This is a genomic window from Sphingomonas sp. GW821-FHT03E12 (genome assembly GCF_059420685.1).
In genome coordinates, this window is the sequence record NZ_JBWKUF010000001.1 from 875045 (window position 1) to 891078 (window position 16034).

General features: G+C 66.9%; 16 protein-coding genes and 1 tRNA gene. 7 read left to right on the forward strand and 10 right to left on the reverse strand.

The features are described 5' to 3' along the window. Positions 1-116 precede the first annotated feature (116 nt). The 5 genes from infA (at position 117) to AC07TU_RS04350 (ending at position 2178) form a co-directional block, all read left to right on the forward strand. Positions 117-335: a translation initiation factor IF-1 gene (gene infA, locus AC07TU_RS04330; RefSeq protein ID WP_066578926.1), complete on the forward strand. Its 219-nt coding sequence runs from the start codon at positions 117-119 to the stop codon at positions 333-335. A 42-nt stretch (positions 336-377) separates the two neighbouring features. Further along, positions 378-947 carry a Maf family protein gene (locus tag AC07TU_RS04335; RefSeq protein ID WP_495186667.1) on the forward strand — a complete coding sequence of 190 codons (570 nt, stop codon included), beginning with the start codon at positions 378-380 and terminating at the stop codon, positions 945-947. Further along, complete coding sequence (locus AC07TU_RS04340; RefSeq protein ID WP_495186668.1) at positions 940-1878, forward strand: ribonuclease; 939 nt, start codon at positions 940-942, stop codon at positions 1876-1878. Before AC07TU_RS04335 ends, AC07TU_RS04340 begins: the two co-directional genes overlap by 8 nt. Further along, complete coding sequence (locus tag AC07TU_RS04345; protein WP_495186669.1) at positions 1875-2069, forward strand: DNA gyrase inhibitor YacG; 195 nt, start codon at positions 1875-1877, stop codon at positions 2067-2069. The genes AC07TU_RS04340 and AC07TU_RS04345 overlap by 4 nt, the downstream gene beginning before the upstream one ends. 33 nt (positions 2070-2102) lie before the next feature. After that, positions 2103-2178 (forward strand) — tRNA-Phe (locus AC07TU_RS04350). A gap of 56 nt (positions 2179-2234) precedes the next feature. Here the strand turns inward: AC07TU_RS04350 and AC07TU_RS04355 are convergent. From AC07TU_RS04355 to AC07TU_RS04375, 5 genes are all read right to left on the reverse strand, one after another. Further along, the gene (locus AC07TU_RS04355) at positions 2235-2807 is read right to left on the reverse strand and encodes a hypothetical protein (RefSeq protein ID WP_495186670.1); all 573 of its coding nucleotides are present in this window, start codon (positions 2805-2807) and stop codon (positions 2235-2237) included. After that, positions 2804-3088: a hypothetical protein gene (locus AC07TU_RS04360; RefSeq protein ID WP_495186671.1), complete on the reverse strand. Its 285-nt coding sequence runs from the start codon at positions 3086-3088 to the stop codon at positions 2804-2806. The genes AC07TU_RS04355 and AC07TU_RS04360 overlap by 4 nt, the downstream gene beginning before the upstream one ends. Then, the gene (locus AC07TU_RS04365) at positions 3085-3261 is read right to left on the reverse strand and encodes a hypothetical protein (protein ID WP_495186672.1); all 177 of its coding nucleotides are present in this window, start codon (positions 3259-3261) and stop codon (positions 3085-3087) included. The genes AC07TU_RS04360 and AC07TU_RS04365 overlap by 4 nt, the downstream gene beginning before the upstream one ends. 170 nt (positions 3262-3431) lie before the next feature. Next, positions 3432-4355 carry a serine O-acetyltransferase EpsC gene (gene epsC, locus AC07TU_RS04370; protein WP_495186673.1) on the reverse strand — a complete coding sequence of 308 codons (924 nt, stop codon included), beginning with the start codon at positions 4353-4355 and terminating at the stop codon, positions 3432-3434. Positions 4356-4522: 167 nt separating this feature from the next. Continuing rightward, positions 4523-7312: a TonB-dependent receptor gene (locus AC07TU_RS04375; protein WP_495186674.1), complete on the reverse strand. Its 2790-nt coding sequence runs from the start codon at positions 7310-7312 to the stop codon at positions 4523-4525. Between the two features lie 282 nt (positions 7313-7594). Here AC07TU_RS04375 and AC07TU_RS04380 point away from each other — a divergent pair, with 282 nt between their 5' ends. Together AC07TU_RS04380 and AC07TU_RS04385 are read left to right on the forward strand one after the other, a co-directional pair. Beyond that, a complete protein-coding gene (locus AC07TU_RS04380; RefSeq protein WP_495186675.1) occupies positions 7595-8926 on the forward strand; it encodes an MFS transporter in 1332 nt (443 codons plus the stop codon). Then, positions 8923-10752, forward strand: coding sequence for a DUF8034 domain-containing protein (locus tag AC07TU_RS04385; RefSeq protein WP_495186676.1), 1830 nt, complete (start codon positions 8923-8925; stop codon positions 10750-10752). The genes AC07TU_RS04380 and AC07TU_RS04385 overlap by 4 nt, the downstream gene beginning before the upstream one ends. A gap of 133 nt (positions 10753-10885) precedes the next feature. On the opposite strand, the gene AC07TU_RS04390 is transcribed toward AC07TU_RS04385, so the two are convergent. The 5 genes from AC07TU_RS04390 to AC07TU_RS04410 form a co-directional block, all read right to left on the reverse strand. Further along, the gene (locus AC07TU_RS04390; protein ID WP_495186677.1) at positions 10886-12430 is read right to left on the reverse strand and encodes a carboxylesterase/lipase family protein; all 1545 of its coding nucleotides are present in this window, start codon (positions 12428-12430) and stop codon (positions 10886-10888) included. Next, positions 12427-13353 carry a LysR substrate-binding domain-containing protein gene (locus AC07TU_RS04395; protein ID WP_495186678.1) on the reverse strand — a complete coding sequence of 309 codons (927 nt, stop codon included), beginning with the start codon at positions 13351-13353 and terminating at the stop codon, positions 12427-12429. The genes AC07TU_RS04390 and AC07TU_RS04395 overlap by 4 nt, the downstream gene beginning before the upstream one ends. A gap of 20 nt (positions 13354-13373) precedes the next feature. Then, the gene (kdgD, locus tag AC07TU_RS04400; RefSeq protein WP_495186892.1) at positions 13374-14300 is read right to left on the reverse strand and encodes a 5-dehydro-4-deoxyglucarate dehydratase; all 927 of its coding nucleotides are present in this window, start codon (positions 14298-14300) and stop codon (positions 13374-13376) included. Positions 14301-14443: 143 nt separating this feature from the next. Continuing rightward, entirely contained in the window at positions 14444-14932 is a 489-nt protein-coding gene (locus tag AC07TU_RS04405; RefSeq protein WP_495186679.1) for an asparaginase domain-containing protein, read from the reverse strand. Between the two features lie 182 nt (positions 14933-15114). Then, entirely contained in the window at positions 15115-16026 is a 912-nt protein-coding gene (locus AC07TU_RS04410) for an SH3 domain-containing protein (protein ID WP_495186680.1), read from the reverse strand. Between the last annotated feature and the right edge of the window lie 8 nt (positions 16027-16034).

Below are 16034 nucleotides of genomic sequence, written 5' to 3' on the forward strand. Positions count from 1 at the left end.
GAACAGCGGGAAAGTCATTGTTGCCTTCCGTGTGCTTCAAACTGTCCCGCTTTCCTTTTGCGTCAGGGAAGAGTAAGGCACCGCGTCTTTTTCCCGCTCCATCGCTAGAGGTTTGTTTGGCCAAGGAAGAACTGCTTGAAATGCGCGGCCGTGTTGTGGAGCTTCTCCCCAACGCCATGTTCCGCGTCCGGCTCGAGAATGATCACGAGATTCTCGGCCACACCGCCGGCAAGATGCGCAAGAACCGCATCCGTGTTCTGGTGGGCGACGAAGTGCTCGTCGAACTGACGCCCTATGACCTGACCAAGGGCCGCATCACCTATCGCTTCAAGTGATGGCCCTCCCCGCATAGGCGGGGATCCACGATAGGAACGCCCATGCGGCTCGTGCTCGCTTCGACTTCGCCGCGCCGCCGCGACCTGCTCGCGCGGATCGGCGTCACGCCCGATTCCATCGCTGCCCCAGATATCGACGAAGCGCCGCTCAAGGACGAGCTGCCGCGCGCCTATGTCCAGCGCATCGCGCTCGGCAAGGCGCTGGCGGTGCCGCGTGCGGGGGACGAGATCGTGCTCGCGGGCGACACCAGCATCGCGGTGGGGCGCCGCATCCTGGGCAAGCCCGAGGATGAGGCCGATCTGCGCCGCATGCTGGGATTGCTGTCCGGGCGGCGGCACCATTGCCTTTCTGCCGTCTGCCTGATCGACACCAGCGGCAAGGCGCGGATTCGCCTCAGCGACACGATCGTGACGTTCAAGCGGCTGACCGACGCCGAGATCGGCGCCTATGTCGCGAGCGGCGAGGGCATGGGCAAGGCGGGCGGCTATGCCATCCAGGGCCGTGCCGAAGCGTTCGTGCGCTTTCTGGCGGGCAGTCATTCGGGTGTGGTCGGCCTTCCGGTGTTCGAGACGCGCGCATTGCTCGAGGCGGCGGGTTACCCCCTTGGCTGAGTGGCTCTACGAAGCCGGGATCGGCGAGAATCGCGCGGCATTGGTCGCGCGCGGCGTGATCTGGAAAGCGGCGATCGAGCTGCCCGGCGGCGTCCTGGCCGGCACCGTCGCCCGCGCGCGCCTGATCGACCGGGTCACCGGCAAGATCCAGCTCGATACCGGGGAAGAGGCGCTCTGCGACCCGCTTCCGCCCGGCATCACGCAAGGCGCGACCTGCACCGCGCGAATCGTGCGCGAGGCGATCGCCGAGGCCGGGCGTGCCAAGCTGCCCAAGGCGGTGCCCGCCGATGCGCCGCCGATGCCCGGTCCCGATCTGCTCACCCGGATCAAGGCGACTGACCTGCCCGTGCGCCAGCTGCGCGCGCACGAGCCCGACCTGCTCGAGGATGCGGGCTGGTCCGAGCTGCTCGAGGAAGCGGCCACGGGCGAGATCGCCTTTGCCGGCGGCGCGCTGCGCATGGCGGTGACCCCCGCGATGACCCTGTTCGACGTCGATGGCGCGGCACCGCTGGGCGCCCTGTCGATCAGCGCGGCGCACGCGATCGCACAGGCGATGGAGCGGATGGAGATCACCGGATCGGTCGGCATCGACTTTCCGACGCTCGCCAACAAGAATGAGCGCAACGCGGTGGCCGAGGCGATCGACGCCGCGCTCCCGCAGCCGTTCGAGCGGACGGCGATGAACGGCTTCGGCTTCCTCCAGGTCGTGCGGAGGCGGCAGCGGATGTCGCTGCCCGAGCTGATCGCCGCGGATCCCGCAGGCGCTGCACTGCGCGCCGAGCTGCGGCGGCTGGAACGCCTTCCCCCGCCCGCCCCGCATACCCATATGCTGCATCCGGCGCTGCTGCGGCGGCTGGAACGCGAGCCCGAATGGGTCGCAGAACTGCACCGCCGTACTGGCGGGCGCACCGAATTTTTGGAGCAAAAGTGAAACGCGACGATTGCCCGATCTGCGGCAAAACATCTGACCCGGCATGCAAGCCCTTCTGCAGCCGCGGCTGCAAGGATCGCGACCTGCTGCAATGGCTGGGCGAGGGATATCGCCTGCCCGGCGCGGCGATCGACCCTGACGATGTCGATGGTGCACAAAGCGGGCTGGACAGGGGCGAAAGCGCCGACTAAGAGCGCGCCTTCCGGCGTTGCCCGGACCCGTGTGCCCGGGTAGCTCAGTTGGTAGAGCATGCGACTGAAAATCGCAGTGTCGGCGGTTCGACTCCGTCCCCGGGCACCATTCTCTCCATAGACATAGAGATTGCCGCTCAACGCCTCATTCGCGATGCGGGCAGGCTATCGGTGCCGCGCTCCGATGTGCTCGATCAATGAATCGGCGATCCCGACATAATAGGCCCCCGCCTCGGCGACCTCTCCGTCGCTGAGGCGAAGGCGATCGCCGATAGCGACCTGACGCAGCGCCCGCGCACCCTCTTGCCACCAACCGATGGTGAGCTGGTTTGCGCCCGATCGATCGCCGCGCGCGACATGGCCCGAGGTGTAAAGGAGACAGGCGCGCGACCGGCCGAGCGCCAGCAGGCGTGCGTGGTCCCGCGTCGCGGCCGGCTCATGCTGCCGAAAGCTCGTAAGCTTGTTCGCCGTGTTGCGGATTCCGGGGGCTGGTGGACGGCCACATACGGCCTGAGTCTCGTCGATCAGCAAGTTGAGGAAGCGGTCGAGTTCGCGCAGGGCATTGCCGATGACCCGGCAACGCAATTGCTCCGCGGAAAGCGTGCCCGCAAGGTCGCACCCTGGATGCCAGCCGCGGTCGAAGACGGACGCGCCGCGCCGGATCGCAAAATAGACGTCAACGAGCGATTGCGGTGCGCTAGGCTCAATGAAGAGCCGGGCAGGCGCGCTGTCCGTCAACGTTCCCGTTTGACCATGACATCGATCGCCTGACGGATCTGCGCCAGTCCGGCCGCGCTCGCTGTCGCGATCTCGAGCGGCCGGCCGCCGAGCGTCGCATCGGGGGTGTTGAGGAATCGAAGCGCTTCATCCCGGCCGAGCGCCAGAAATGCCTCGGTCGATATGCGACCCTGCCGCTCCTGGGCCTCGGGCAAAAGCCGAGGGGTATCGAACCGCCTTCGAAACAGCTTGGGGCGCGGACCTGCCTCGGTGTTGGCGAGCGGGTCTGTTGCAGCGCTCAACGACCCGTTTCCTGCAGCGGGAACCCGGCATTCAATTCATGGCGAAGCGTCGCGATCCTTGCTGCATATCCTGCGGCAAGACCTTCATGGGCGATCCTGGCTTCCGGGCAAGCCGCAACACCGGCTCGCATCAAAGACACCTGATGGCGATGAAGTAACTGGTTCAGGTCCATCGTGCAGCTCCCATTGCGTAAGCGGGAGCACGATGGTCTCTCGGTCGCCAGCGCCTACGAGCGGAACTGCTGACGATGAACCCGATATAGGGGATGCCGTGCGGAGTTATAACCCTGCACGATGATATCACCGGAGGCGCCCCGCCGCCCTTGCCGAATCGCGATCGGGTCTAGTCGAGCGGGCGCACGCGTGGCGCGGGCAGTTCGACCAGGCTGTCTTCGGCTACATCGGTGCGCAGCCAGACATTGCCGCCGATACGGCTGCGCGCGCCGACGCTGATCGGGCCGAGCAGCACCGCGCCGGGGAAGATCACCACATCGTCGCCGATGCTGGGGTGCCGCCTGATGCGCCGGCTGGCAGCATGCGCGGCGCCCGCCGCGACCGGCTCGCCGCCCAAGGTCACGCCCTGATAGATGCGCACGCGATTCCCGATCACCGCCGTCTCGCCGATCACGATGCCGGTGCCATGGTCGATGAAGAAGCTGCGCCCGATCTGTGCGGCGGGGTGGATGTCGATCCCGGTCTCGCCATGCGCCACCTCGGCGATCACCCGTGCGACCAGCGGCGCGCCGAGCGCGTGGAGCCGGTGCGCGAGCCGGTGGTGGATGATCGCGGCGATCGAGGGATAGGAGAGCAGCACTTCGTCCACGCTGCGCGCGGCGGGGTCGTTGGCATAGCCCGCGGCGACATCCTCATCGAGCAGGCGGCGGATGCCGGGCAGGCTTTCGGCAAAGTCGGTCAGGATATGCTCGACCGCATATCCTTCCTCGATTCGCGAGATGCCGGGGCGGGCGATGCGCAGCTCAAGCTCGATCTGCGCGCCGAGCTGCGACAGCGTGGATTCGAGCGTCGCTTCGACCCAGGCATTCTCGTTGCTCGCGGTCAGTTCGGGCGGGCCGAGGCGCAGCGGGAAGAGCGCGGTGCCAAGCTCGCGCAGCAATCGTGCGAGTACGCGGCGGGAGGGGAATTCGATCCCCTGCTCGGCATGCCGGTCATGCCCCTTGCGCCAATCGCTTCGGGCTTGCCTCAGACCGGCAACCACCCGTTCGAGGTTGCGCGGATAGATCTCCACCGCCGCCTGTTGTCTGCCCATCGTCCATCCTCCGCTATTCACATAGCAATTTGATGGGAATTAGGCGGCACGGGAAGATAGATTTGGTTCGCGTGCCCAAAACGGTTCGGGGCGCCAAAAGAAACGGCCAGCCGCTTGCGGGCGGCTGGCCAGGGAATGTGCGCGGGCGTTCTGTAAGAGGAGGAGGATCAGAACGCCACGCGGGCACTCAGCACGAACTGGCGGCCGCTGTGCGTCAGCACGTTGAGCCGGTTGGTCTCGTCCACGAACTGGTCGTTGAGCTCGTCGGTCAGGTTGATGCCTTCGAGGCTCAGCTTGATCTTGTCGGTGACGTTGTACGAGATCTGCGCGTCGATATTGGTCGTCGCGTTGGTGCCGTTATAGGCGTTGCCCTCGGTTCCCGGCACCGCGGTCAGGTACTTTGAGCGATAGGCGATCGAGCCGCGGATCGAGAATTTCTCGGTCTCGTAATAGAGCGTCGCATTGGCGGCGTGCTTGGACAGGCCGAGCAGGGTCGCGGTGACGCTGTCGGTGCCGGTCGCCGACAGGCGATATTCGATGTCGGAATCGACGTACGTATAGTTCGCCAACACGCCGAAATTCTTGAGGAATCCCGGCAGGAAGGTGAAGGGCTGCTGCACATTCACCTCGAACCCGCGCAGCATGCCGCCCTTCGAATTGACCGGCTGGCTGACGATGAAGATGTCCGACGGGGTGGCGGTGGTGCCGGTGAGCAGCGAGTCGGGCAGGCCCAGGCTGGAGAAGGGAACGCCGGTGCTGAGCGTCTGGACGAAGCTGCCGATATCCTTCTGGAAGGCCGAGACGGCATAGATCGCGCCGCGGGTCGGATACCATTCGATCGACGCGTCGAGATTGGTCGATTCGGTCGGCGTCAGGTCCGGATTGCCCGAGCTGAAGGTGCGGTTGCCGCCCGACACGTTCAGGTTTCCGCCCGGAGAGAGCGAGCCGATGCCGGCGCGCGCGATCGTCTTGGCCGCGGCAAAGCGGACGAGCAGCGTGTCGGTGACGTCGAAGACGAGGTTGGCCGAGGGCAGCCAGCGATCGTAGCTGCGATCGGCGGTGACGAAATTAACCGTGCCGCCCTGGCTGGCATAGCCGGTCGAGAGCTGGTCGGTCTTGACGTAGCGCACGCCGACATCGCCGCGCAGCGGGAAACCTGCCTCGGCAAGGTTGAACTCGGCCATGCCCCACACGCCCAGATCATCCTCGCGCACCGTGACGAAGGATCCGCGCGCGGTCGCGTTCTCGATCCCGCCGGTGGCGTAGGTGGGGTTGGTCGGGGCGTTGAGGAAGGAAAGGAAGGCGTCGAGATTGGGGACCACCCAGCCGGTCGGCGTACCCGACGGCACGTCGAGGCCGCGGCCGAAGCCGGTGAACTGGCTGACCAGCGGCGCGATCTGCGCGGCGGTGAGGGTGGTCACGACGGTCTCGCCCGACAGCCGCCGCCGCTCGCTCGAATCATATTCGAAGCGCCGCCAGTCGGCCCCGGCCTTGAGCTTCAGCACCGGGCTTGCCGTCCATTCGAGGAAGCCCTTGGCGTTGGTGAAGCTGTTGTCGACCGATTGCGGGCGGATGCGGACTTCGGACGTGCCGTTGGTGAAGGCGAAGGTTGCGGGGTTGCTGATATCGACGCCCGGCTTGATCGTCGGGAAGCGCGTCGAGAAATCGTAGAAGAAGCCGTTGGTGTTGGCCGCGTCGAGCGTCACTGTGGTCTGGACCGGGTTGCGGAATTCGGAGCGCGAATAGCCGAAAATGCCCTCGAACCGCAGATTGTCGCCGAACTTCTGCTCGAGCGTGCCGGTGAGCTGGTAGAAATCGGTCTTGAGCTCGTCGTAGCGGGCCTGAACGCGCAGATCGACCGCGTCGAACGTACCGCTGATGATATTGTTGTTGGCATCGACAATGCCCGAACGGATGATCGTCTGGGGCTTGCCGGTGCCCGAACGGCTGAATCCGATCGCCTGAAACTGCGCTTCCCTGCGCGTGCCGTCGAGGCGCGAATAGAGGCCGTCGATCGAGATCAGCGTCGCGTCGCTCGGACGGTATTGCAGCGCGATCGCGGCGCCGAGGCGCTTCTGCTCGATATCGTAGCTGACCAGGCCCGGAATGCGCGGGTGATAGAGTGCGGTTTCGGGATTGGTGTCGTTGATCTGCGCGATCGTCTTGCCGGCGATGGTGGATGCCGCGTTGAAGCCGCCGTTGAACCCGCCATAGGTCCAGCGCGTGATGTTCGCGCCCTCCTCGACCAGCCGGCGCTCCTCGTACGCGATCGAGACGAGCGCGCCGAACTTGCCGTCCGGGCTGGTCGTGGTGAGCAGGGCGGAGACGCGCGGCGTCGCCTTCTGCGCAAGGTCGTTATAGCTCACCCCGGCGGAGAAGACCGCGGTCGGCTCGCGATAGTCGAACGGGCGCGCGATCTGGAGATCGACGGTACCGCCGAGCGATCCTTCCTCGACATCGGCGGTTGCGGTCTTGCGGACGGTCAGGCTGTTGAACAGGTCCGACGAGAAGATGTTGAAGTCGAAGCCGCGGCCGCGATTGACGCCGCCCGAATTGTCGGTGCCGCCGGTAGTGCCGATCGCCTCCATGCCGTTGATGCGGACGCGGCTATACTCCGGGCCGAGGCCGCGGATCGAGATGCTGCGGCCCTCGCCATTGACGCGGCTGATCGCGACGCCGGGGATGCGCTGGAGCGATTCGGCGAGGTTGAGGTCGGGGAACTCCGCGATATCCTCGGCCTTGATCGCATCGACCGCGGCGGTCTCGCGCTTCTTGAGGTTGAGCGCGCTGCTCAGGCTCTCGCGAAAGCCGGTGACGATGACTTCCTGACCGGCGTCGGCGGGCGCTGCGGCCTCCTCGGGGGCCTGATCCTGTGCGGTCTGGGCGTTGGCGGCGGAAAGGGCGGTGACCGCAGCCGACAGCGCGAACACGGACTTCAGGACATGGATACGGGACATTTCAGACTCCCCTCGATCAGGCTGTGTACGGCTTCGTGGACGAGCCGATTGCGATGTTCTGCTAGGCGCGACCGGGGTGGCGAGGCCAACGCCAATCGGACATGAATCGATGCACGACACGCACTGATCGGCGCCGGCTGTCGGCAGAGTGGGTTTGGATCGAGCCAGTTTCTGGCTTGATCGTCCCGTTCTTTGCCTTGGACCGCTTTCGTCGCGCCGGGTAGCGGTGTTGGAATAAGGATCGCGTGCACCCGATGCGCGGACGAGTGAGGAGAGCGACGCGTGACCGACCAGCGCACCCCGGCAGCCGATATGCGTCCGACGCATGTGCGGCATGCGATCATTGCGCTGATCTTCATCATCACCAGCGTCAACTATGCCGATCGCGCAACCTTCTCGATCGCGGGCAGCGCAGCGGCACACGAGCTCGGGCTGAACGCGATCCAGACCGGGTTCATCCTCTCCGCCTTCGCCTGGGCCTATGTGCTGGCGCAGGTGCCGGGCGGTCTGCTGCTCGACAAGTTCGGCACCAAGCGCGTCTATGCCGCCGCGATCGCGCTCTGGTCGGTGTTCACCGCGCTGCAGGGGTTTGCGGGGATGATCGCCTTTCTGCCCGCGGTGGCGATGCTGTTCGCGTTGCGCTTCCTCGTGGGCCTCGCCGAAGCGCCGTCCTTCCCCGGCAACGCCCGGCTGGTGGCGTCCTGGTTCCCCTCGGCCGAGCGCGGCACTGCCTCGGCGATCTTCAATTCGGCGCAATATTTCTCGCTCGTCGCCTTCGCGCCGTTGATGGGCTGGCTTGCGCACAGCTTCGGCTGGCGGTCGATCTTCTGGGTGATGGGCGTGCTGGGGCTGATCGCGACCGCGGTGTTCCTGCGCTACATCCACAGCCCCGCGCGACACCCGTCGATCAACCAGGCCGAGCTCGATCATATCGAGGCGGGAGGCGGCCTGATCCATATGGAGGATGGCGGTGCGGGCAGCACGGCGGCCTTCGACTGGGGCAATGTCGGCAAGCTGGTCGCCAACCGGATGATGCTGGGCATCTATCTGGGGCAATATTGCATCAACGTGCTGACCTATTTCTTTGTCACCTGGTTCCCGATCTATTTGGTCAAGGAACGCGGGCTCAACATCATGGAGGCGGGATTCGCCGCCGCCGCGCCGGCTTTGTGCGGTTTTGTCGGCGGGCTCGCCGGGGGCTATGTCTCCGACCTGATCCTCAAGCGCACCGGGTCGCTCGACCTGGCACGCAAGGGGCCGCTGACGGTAGGCATGCTGCTCGCCACCGCGATCATCGCCTGCGTGTGGGCGGAGCAGGAGTGGCTGGTGGTGACGCTGATGTCGGTCGCCTTCTTCGGCAAGGGCGTCGCCTCGCTCGGCTGGGCGGTGATGGCCGATGTCGCGCCCAAGCGGCTCGCCGGGCTTTCGGGCGGGGTGTTCAACATGTTCGGCAACATGGCGGGGATCGTCACGCCGATCGTCGTCGGGTTCATCGTTGCGGCAACCGGCTCGTTCGACTGGGCGCTGGTATTCGTCGGCGCGCATTGCCTGATGACGATCTTTGCCTTCCTCGTCGTCGCGGGTCCGATCCGCCGGATGCAGATCGGCGAATGAAGGTGGATCGGCGAGGACTGCTGCTGGGTGGCGCGGCGGCGGGGCTGGTTCCTGCCGCGGCGCGGGCGGCGCGAGTGCAGCTCAGGGCCGCGACCCCGATGGCCGCACCCGAATGGGCATTGCTCCAGCGCAAACTGATCGCCCGCAATGCCGAGGCGTGCGAGGCCTTCTACGCCAAATATGTCGATAAGCGCGACCGTCTGCTGGTGTTCGAGCGCTGGGGCGCCAATGACGGCCCCGACGACGCCGCGGAGGCGACCAACGACTGGGCGATCCTGCATGCGCTTGGCGCGCCCGACCGCATCCTGACGCTGACCCAGCGCTTCTGGGAAGGGCATCTGCGGCAATATGCGGCGATGCGGACGGTCGATGTGCCGATCGCGAGGGCCGGCATGTACCACCGCGACTTCCCGGTGCAGATGGACTGGCAGCACAATGCCGAGGGGCTGACGACCTTCAACGTCCTGGGCCTGTCCGCGCCGCGCGACCCTGCGCTGATCGCCCGCACCCGGCGCTTCGCCGACTTCTACACCGGGCACGACCCGAGCGTCCGCAACTACGACCCCGAACGCCGCATCATCCGCAGCGTGATGAACGGCAGCCGCGGGCCGATGCTGCGCGCTGCGACCGCGCTCGACTGGGCAGGCGACCCGTTCGAGGCGGGCGAGCGCTTCCATATGGAGCATGGCGAGTCGACCTATCAGGAAACGCTCGACCATTATGTCGAGTACACGGATGTCGTCGGCGACAACCCGCTCAACCTGCAGGCGACGACGCTGGCGCTCAATGCCTATGCGCTGGGCGGGGGCGAGCGCTACCGCCGCTGGGCGCTCGACTATCTCGACGCCTGGGTGAGCCGCGCCAGTGCCAACAACGGCATCGTGCCGAGCAAGGTCGGGCTCGACGGCAAGGTCGCGCCCGACTGGTGGGGCGGGGTCTATGGCTGGGGCTTCTCCCCCGTCGTGCCGCAGACCGGCAAGCGCGAGGATCGCAACCGCGTGCCGCGCTCGATCACCGCCTTCCTCAACGGCACGCTGCTGACCGGCGATAGCGCGTACATCGAGGTGTGGCGGCGGCAGAATGCGCGGATCAACAATGCCGGGCGCCAGCGCGACGGCAAGTTCGAGACGCCGACCATGGTTGGCGCGGACGGCTGGTACGGCTGGAAGCCCGGCCCCTATCGCACCAACGGGTTCGAGATCTGGTACGTCACGCAGCGCGCGGGCGATCTCGAACTGGCGGGCGAGAATCCGTGGGTGTCGTTCCTCCACGGCAGGAATGACGGCTATCCGGTCGAGGCGCTCAATGCCGATCTCGCCCGCGTTGCCGAGCGCGAGAAAAGGATGCGCGAGGACACCACCACGCGCGACACGCGGCTCGCCGACTGGCCGCTCGACAAGACCCCGGCGAGCGTCAAGAGCCTGATCCAGCTGATGACCGGCGGGATGCACATCGCCCGCCCGCCCTGGTCCTCGACCTCGCCCAATCAGGGTGGCGTCGTGCTGCACTGCCGGTTGCGCTATTTCGATCCGGAGAAGCGGCGGGCCGGGGTGCCGGAGGATGTCGCGGCTTTGATGCACGCGCTGGGCGATGCTTCGGCCGAAGTGACGCTGGTCAATCTCGGCAAGGCCGCGCGGACGGTGACGATCCAGGGCGGCGCCTATGCCGAACACCGGATCGATCGGGTGACGCTGGAGGGGCAGGACGTGGCCGTCGGCGGGCGCGACTTCACGCTGCGGCTTGAGCCCGGGTGCGGGGCACGGCTGAAGATCGCGATGCGGCGCTACGCCAATGCTCCGACTCTGGCGTTTCCATGGGACCGGTAGGTGGTTGTTGAAGCCGTCATCCCGGCCTTGTGCCGGGATCCACGGTACCGCACGCGATGCGGGTGAGCCTCTTGTTCTATCGCTCGCATCGCGGTGGATCCCGGCACAAGGCCGGGATGACGAACCAGAGTCCTCACCCGCCCGGCTTGATATAGGGCGCGACCGACCACAACAGGCGTTCCGCGCGGCGCGGGTCCGAAACCACCCGCGTTTCGGTGTCGAAGATCATCGTCTGCCGCCCCTCCAGCGCGAACTTCGGCCATGCCGGCACGCTCGCGCAATTGGGGTCGCCGGTGCGGGCAAAGGCGATGAAGGCGTCGGCCATGCGTCCCGCCAGGCGGTGTGCGGCCGGGGTGTCGCCGGTGCGCGAGCCCTTCGCCGCGGCATTGTCGAACACCAACGGAATATCGAGCGTGTGGAAGGCGCCGAGCACCCCGCCCGCCTCGGGCGATGGGAAATCGAGCTGGTACATCCAGGTCGGCGCACCGATCTTCGCCCGCTCCTCGGCCTGGATGAGATGGCCGGGCCAGGACCGGCCCGCGGTGGTGGCCGCAAGCAGGATCTGGCCGGGGGTCTTCTCGGGATAGATCTCGCGATAGCGCTGAACGACCCAATCGGGCGCAACATCCTTGGTGATCTGCGCGCCGATCCGGTCGGCCAGATTGTCCCAATTGGTGTCGCCGCGTTTGAGCTGCTCGGCGATCCAGAGGCCCGTCTCGTCATGGGTGTTGCCGATAATCAGCGGGATATGCGCCGCCTCGCGCGGCGCATCCGGGACGAAGGGGTGGCGCGGCAGGACATGATGGTCGAGCGTCGAGACGAAGCTGATCTCACCCTTGCGCTCGATCGGGTCGGTCATCGCCATCGCCTCGACCAGGCGTTCGACGGGGAGCGCCTTCAGCTCCGCGACATTCTTTGCCCCTGCTTTCTCCATCCACGCTCGCGCCCGGATCGTCGCGTTGCGCGGACCCGCAGCGGTGACGTGCTGGCCGCTCATCGTCGCGGCGCGGTGGAAGAGCGGGCGCGCCTCGGGCATCGCCATCAGCGTCACCGCCTTGGCACCGCCGCCCGACTGGCCGAAGATCATCACCCGATCCGGATCGCCGCCGAAGCCCGCGATATTGTCGCGCACCCATTGGAGCGCGAGGACGATGTCGAGATTGCCGGCATTGCCCGATTCCGCCGGGCCGCCAAGCTGGGCGAGATAGGCATAGCCGAGGCCTGCGAGCCGGTGGTTGAGCGTCACCACCACGACATCGCCGCGGCGGACCAGATTGGCGCCGTCATAGAGCGGGTCCGATCCCGATCCATGCGCATGCGCGCCGCCGTGGAAATAGACCATCACCGGCCGCCGCCCGCGATCGAGCGCCGGTGTCCAGATATTGAGGAACAGGCAATCCTCGCTGACCGGCTCCTCCGCGCGGGTCTGCGGAGCGGCCGGCGGGTAATGCAGCGCATCGACGATATCGAGCCAGGGGCCGGGCGGCAGCGCACGTTCGAAGCGGCGCGGCCGCGTGTCGGCGCCATAACGGATGCCGCGAAACACCAGTATGCCGCGCTCGCTCAGGCCGCGCAGGCGGCCATATCGGGTCGTCGCCACCGGATCGCTGCGCTGCATACCCCATGCCGCCGCCGGGATCAGCAAGGGCGCGCCGAGCAGCGCGCGGCGGGCGATCATGCCCCCGCCATCTGCGCGCAGAGCAGGCGCATCGGCTCCAGCGCCGGATTGGCATTGTCGCGGCGCCACGCCATGTGCAGTTCGACCGGCGTCTCGGGCTCGGTGCGCAGCGCGCGGAACTGGACGTCCATCAGGTGCAGCCCCGATGCCGATTGCGGGACGATCGCCGCCGCCAGCCCGGCATGGACAAGGCCGAGCATCGAATGGATCTGCGTGACATGCTGGACATAGCTCGGCGTCACCCCGGCATCGTCGAACAGGCGGACGAGCATGTCGTGGAAATAGCCCGCGCCCTGGCGCGCATACATGATCAGCGGCTCGCCATCGAAGGCGTCGAGCGACAGCGCCGGCTCGCCCTGCCGCGGATCGCCGGGCGGGAGCGCGACCAGCAGCGGCTCGCGCAGCACGCACAACGTATCGAATTCGTGCCGGTCGACCGGCGGGCGGACGAAGCCGATATCGATCAGGCCGGTGAGCAGCGCATCGACCTGATCGCCGCTCACCATCTCGCGCAGCTCGAGGTCGATATTGGGCAGGCTTGCGCGGGCCTGCGCCACGATCTGGGGGACGAGGCTGTAGCCCGACACGGCGGTGAAGCCGATCGCGACCTTGCCCGCATCGCCCTTCGCCACGCGGCGTGCGGAGAGCGATGCGCTTTCGGCGAGGCGGACGATGCGCCGCGCCTCGATCAGGAAGACATGGCCCGCGGGGGTCAGGCTGACCTGGCGGCTGGTGCGTTCGAGCAGGGTGACGCCCAGGATTCGCTCGAGCAGCTGGATCTGCCGGCTGAGCGGCGACTGCGTCATGTTCAGACGCTGCGCCGCGCGGCCGAAATGGAGTTCCTCGGCCGCGGCGACGAAGCAGCGGAGCTGGCTCAATTCGAACATCGCGCCGGTGTAGCGCGGCGCGGCAAGTCCTGTCACGCCGGGCTGCACCGGGGCCCTCAGGCGGCCTTGGCGATCGAGCCGGATGCCCGCTCGACCAGCGCGCGCAGCTCATCGGTCTCTTGCGCGGTAAGGTCGGTAAGCGGGCTGCGCACCGGCCCGGCATCGCGGCCGATCACCCGCATCCCCGCCTTGACGATCGACACCGCATAGCCGCGCCCGCGGTTGCGCAGCGTGAGGTAGGGCATCACGAAATCGCGCAGCTGCTTCTGCACCGCTTCATGGTTGCCCGCGCGCACCGCGGCATAGAAGGCCAGCGCCCATTCCGGCATGAAGTTGAAGATCGCCGAGGAGTAAGTGGTGACGCCCATGGTGAGGTAGGGCGTGGCAAAGGTCTCTGCGGTCGGCAGCCCGCCGATATAGGTGAGGCGATCGCCCATGCGCAGGAAGATGCGCGTCATCAGCTCGATATCGCCGACGCCGTCCTTGAACCCGACCAGATTGGGGTTGCGTTCGCACAGGCGCGCGAGCGTCTCGTCGTTCAGCACGGCGTTGTCGCGGTTGTAGACGATCACACCGAGCCCGGTGGAGCGGCACACCGCTTCGACATGCGCAGCCAGGCCTTCCTGGCTCGAACCGACCAGATAGGGCGGCAGGAGGAGCAGGCCGTCGGCGCCTGCGGCCTCGGCGCCGCGCGCGATTTCGGTCGCGATCGCGGTGCCATAGCCGCAGCCCGAAATGACCGGGAGCTTGCCGGCGCCGACATCGACGGCGGCCTTGACCACCTGAACCACCTCGGCCGGGGTCAGCGAGAAGAATTCGCCGGTGCCGCCCGCGGCGAACAGGCCGGCTAGGTCATGTTCCAGCATCCATGCGCAATGCGCGCGATAGGGAGCTTCGTCGAACCGGCCGTCGGCGTCGAAATGCGTGACGGGGAAGGAAAGAAGGCCCTGGCCAAGGCTGCGGCCCATATCGGCCGGGCTCATCGTCGTCACATGCGTCTCCCAAGCTCACGGTCTCGCATTGATGCGCGAACCGCTTCGAAGGGTGTGACTATTGGGTCAGGCTGCGGGCGTCCAAACCAAAGCCGCCATCGATCGATGCGCGGCTTGGATCGATCGGCAGCAGGTCAGATGGCGACGAAGCTGTTGCGCGCGCGGTCCTTGCGCACGCTGCCTGCGGCGAAGACGGTGCCGTTCATCGCGATCCATACCCCCGGCTCGGCCGCGACCTGGACGGTGGCAAAGGCCATGCCGAGGTTGAAGGTCGCGTCGCTCTCCGCGAAGCGGGCGGGGGCGAGCGCGCCGAGCAGCGCGATCCGCTTGCCGGGGATGTCCATCAGCGCCGCCGCGGTATCGGTCATCGTGTCGGTGCCATGGGTGATGACGATGCGATCCTCGGGCGCGTCGCGCACCGCCTTTGCGATTGTGGCGCGATCGGCATCGGTCAGTTCCAGGCTGTCCTTGCGCATCAGTTCGACCACGCGGACGTCGAGCGCCGAGCGCGCGACGGCGAGCAGGCGGGCGACGACGCTGTCGCCGATCTGATATTCGCTCAGCGCATCGAAATAGAGTTTGTCGATGGTGCCGCCGGTGGTGAGGATCAGGATGTCAGCCATGCGCGCGCCTATAGCGATCCGCGGCGTCACGGCAAAGACGGCGCGTCGGGATTCGGCTTCAACTGCGTTGAAGCGCGGCACCAGCCCGCTCCCCCTCCCGGCCACCCATATGATACTGCCGTTGGGTGGCCGGGAGGGGGAGCGGGCTGGTGCCGAACCGGTTCAGCCTTGCTGAACCAAAGCTAGCGGCAGCGTCCCTGATAGCGGATCGCGTAATTCGCCGCGCGCGCCTCGCACGCATTGCCGAAGGTCTTGTACTCGCGGCCCAGCTGGCCGCAGACGGGCACATATTCCTTGGTGCAGATGGCGGGCGTCGGCATGCCGCTGCCCTCACCATGGGCCGGTCGGACCGAACGAAGCCCGCGGCCGCCCAGCTCGTCAAGGTTCGAGCAGCTCGGCGTGGTCGAGGTGCAGACGCCGTTATAATTGGTGCCGACGCACAGCTGCCACCCGTCGCGGCTGACGTCGCCCGTGCCGCCGATGACGCGCGCGGAGCGGACCGGGTAGTTGAGATTGGGCACCGCTTCGAGGGTCGAATAGGTGTTGCCGCGGCAATTGCGCTCGGTGAACATCTGAAGCTCGGAGCGGCGGCCGGGCTGGGGCGGGCGCGGGTTGTTCCAGTCGCCGCGATCGAGCATCCGGCTGGCGACCCAGCCGCGCCGGAAGCCGGCGGCGACGTTGCACCATTGCTGCTGGCAGCGGATCACGTTGACACGCGTGCCGGCCTGAAGCGTGGCCAGCGCCTGATATTGCGTGCCCGGTCCCGCCCGCAGCCGTGCCTGGCTGGTCAGCCGCGCAGTCTCGTTGCCCGCGGGCAGGTTGAGGTTGACCGCCGCCATCCATCCAGCGCGCCGTTGGAACTGGACGCGGCACCATTGATCGGCGTTGCAATATTCAAGGCTGAGCGTTGAGCCACGCGGAACCGTGGCGAGGATCGCCGACTGCGGATTGGGTGCCGCCTTGAGCGGGGCATTGTTCTTTGCGGTGATCCTTTCGGATTGAGCCCCTGATTGAGCGATGCCGGGTACGACGATGGCTGCTGCGATGCCGGTGGCGATGACGGATACGATGCCGAACGAAGCCGTTTTGCGCATGTCTCTCT

What these genes read in the sequence shown, in the direction of transcription:
- kdgD (WP_495186892.1), bottom strand. Translation starts at nt 14,300, where the DNA reads ATGAGCCCGGCCGATATGGGCCGCAGCCTTGGCCAGGGCCTTCTTTCC.
- AC07TU_RS04365 (WP_495186672.1), bottom strand. Translation starts at nt 3,261, where the DNA reads ATGGACCTGAACCAGTTACTTCATCGCCATCAGGTGTCTTTGATGCGA.
- AC07TU_RS04410 (WP_495186680.1), bottom strand. Translation starts at nt 16,026, where the DNA reads ATGCGCAAAACGGCTTCGTTCGGCATCGTATCCGTCATCGCCACCGGC.
- AC07TU_RS04375 (WP_495186674.1), bottom strand. Translation starts at nt 7,312, where the DNA reads ATGTCCCGTATCCATGTCCTGAAGTCCGTGTTCGCGCTGTCGGCTGCG.
- AC07TU_RS04385 (WP_495186676.1), top strand. Translation starts at nt 8,923, where the DNA reads ATGAAGGTGGATCGGCGAGGACTGCTGCTGGGTGGCGCGGCGGCGGGG.
- epsC (WP_495186673.1), bottom strand. Translation starts at nt 4,355, where the DNA reads ATGGGCAGACAACAGGCGGCGGTGGAGATCTATCCGCGCAACCTCGAA.
- AC07TU_RS04335 (WP_495186667.1), top strand. Translation starts at nt 378, where the DNA reads ATGCGGCTCGTGCTCGCTTCGACTTCGCCGCGCCGCCGCGACCTGCTC.
- AC07TU_RS04405 (WP_495186679.1), bottom strand. Translation starts at nt 14,932, where the DNA reads ATGGCTGACATCCTGATCCTCACCACCGGCGGCACCATCGACAAACTC.
- AC07TU_RS04390 (WP_495186677.1), bottom strand. Translation starts at nt 12,430, where the DNA reads ATGATCGCCCGCCGCGCGCTGCTCGGCGCGCCCTTGCTGATCCCGGCG.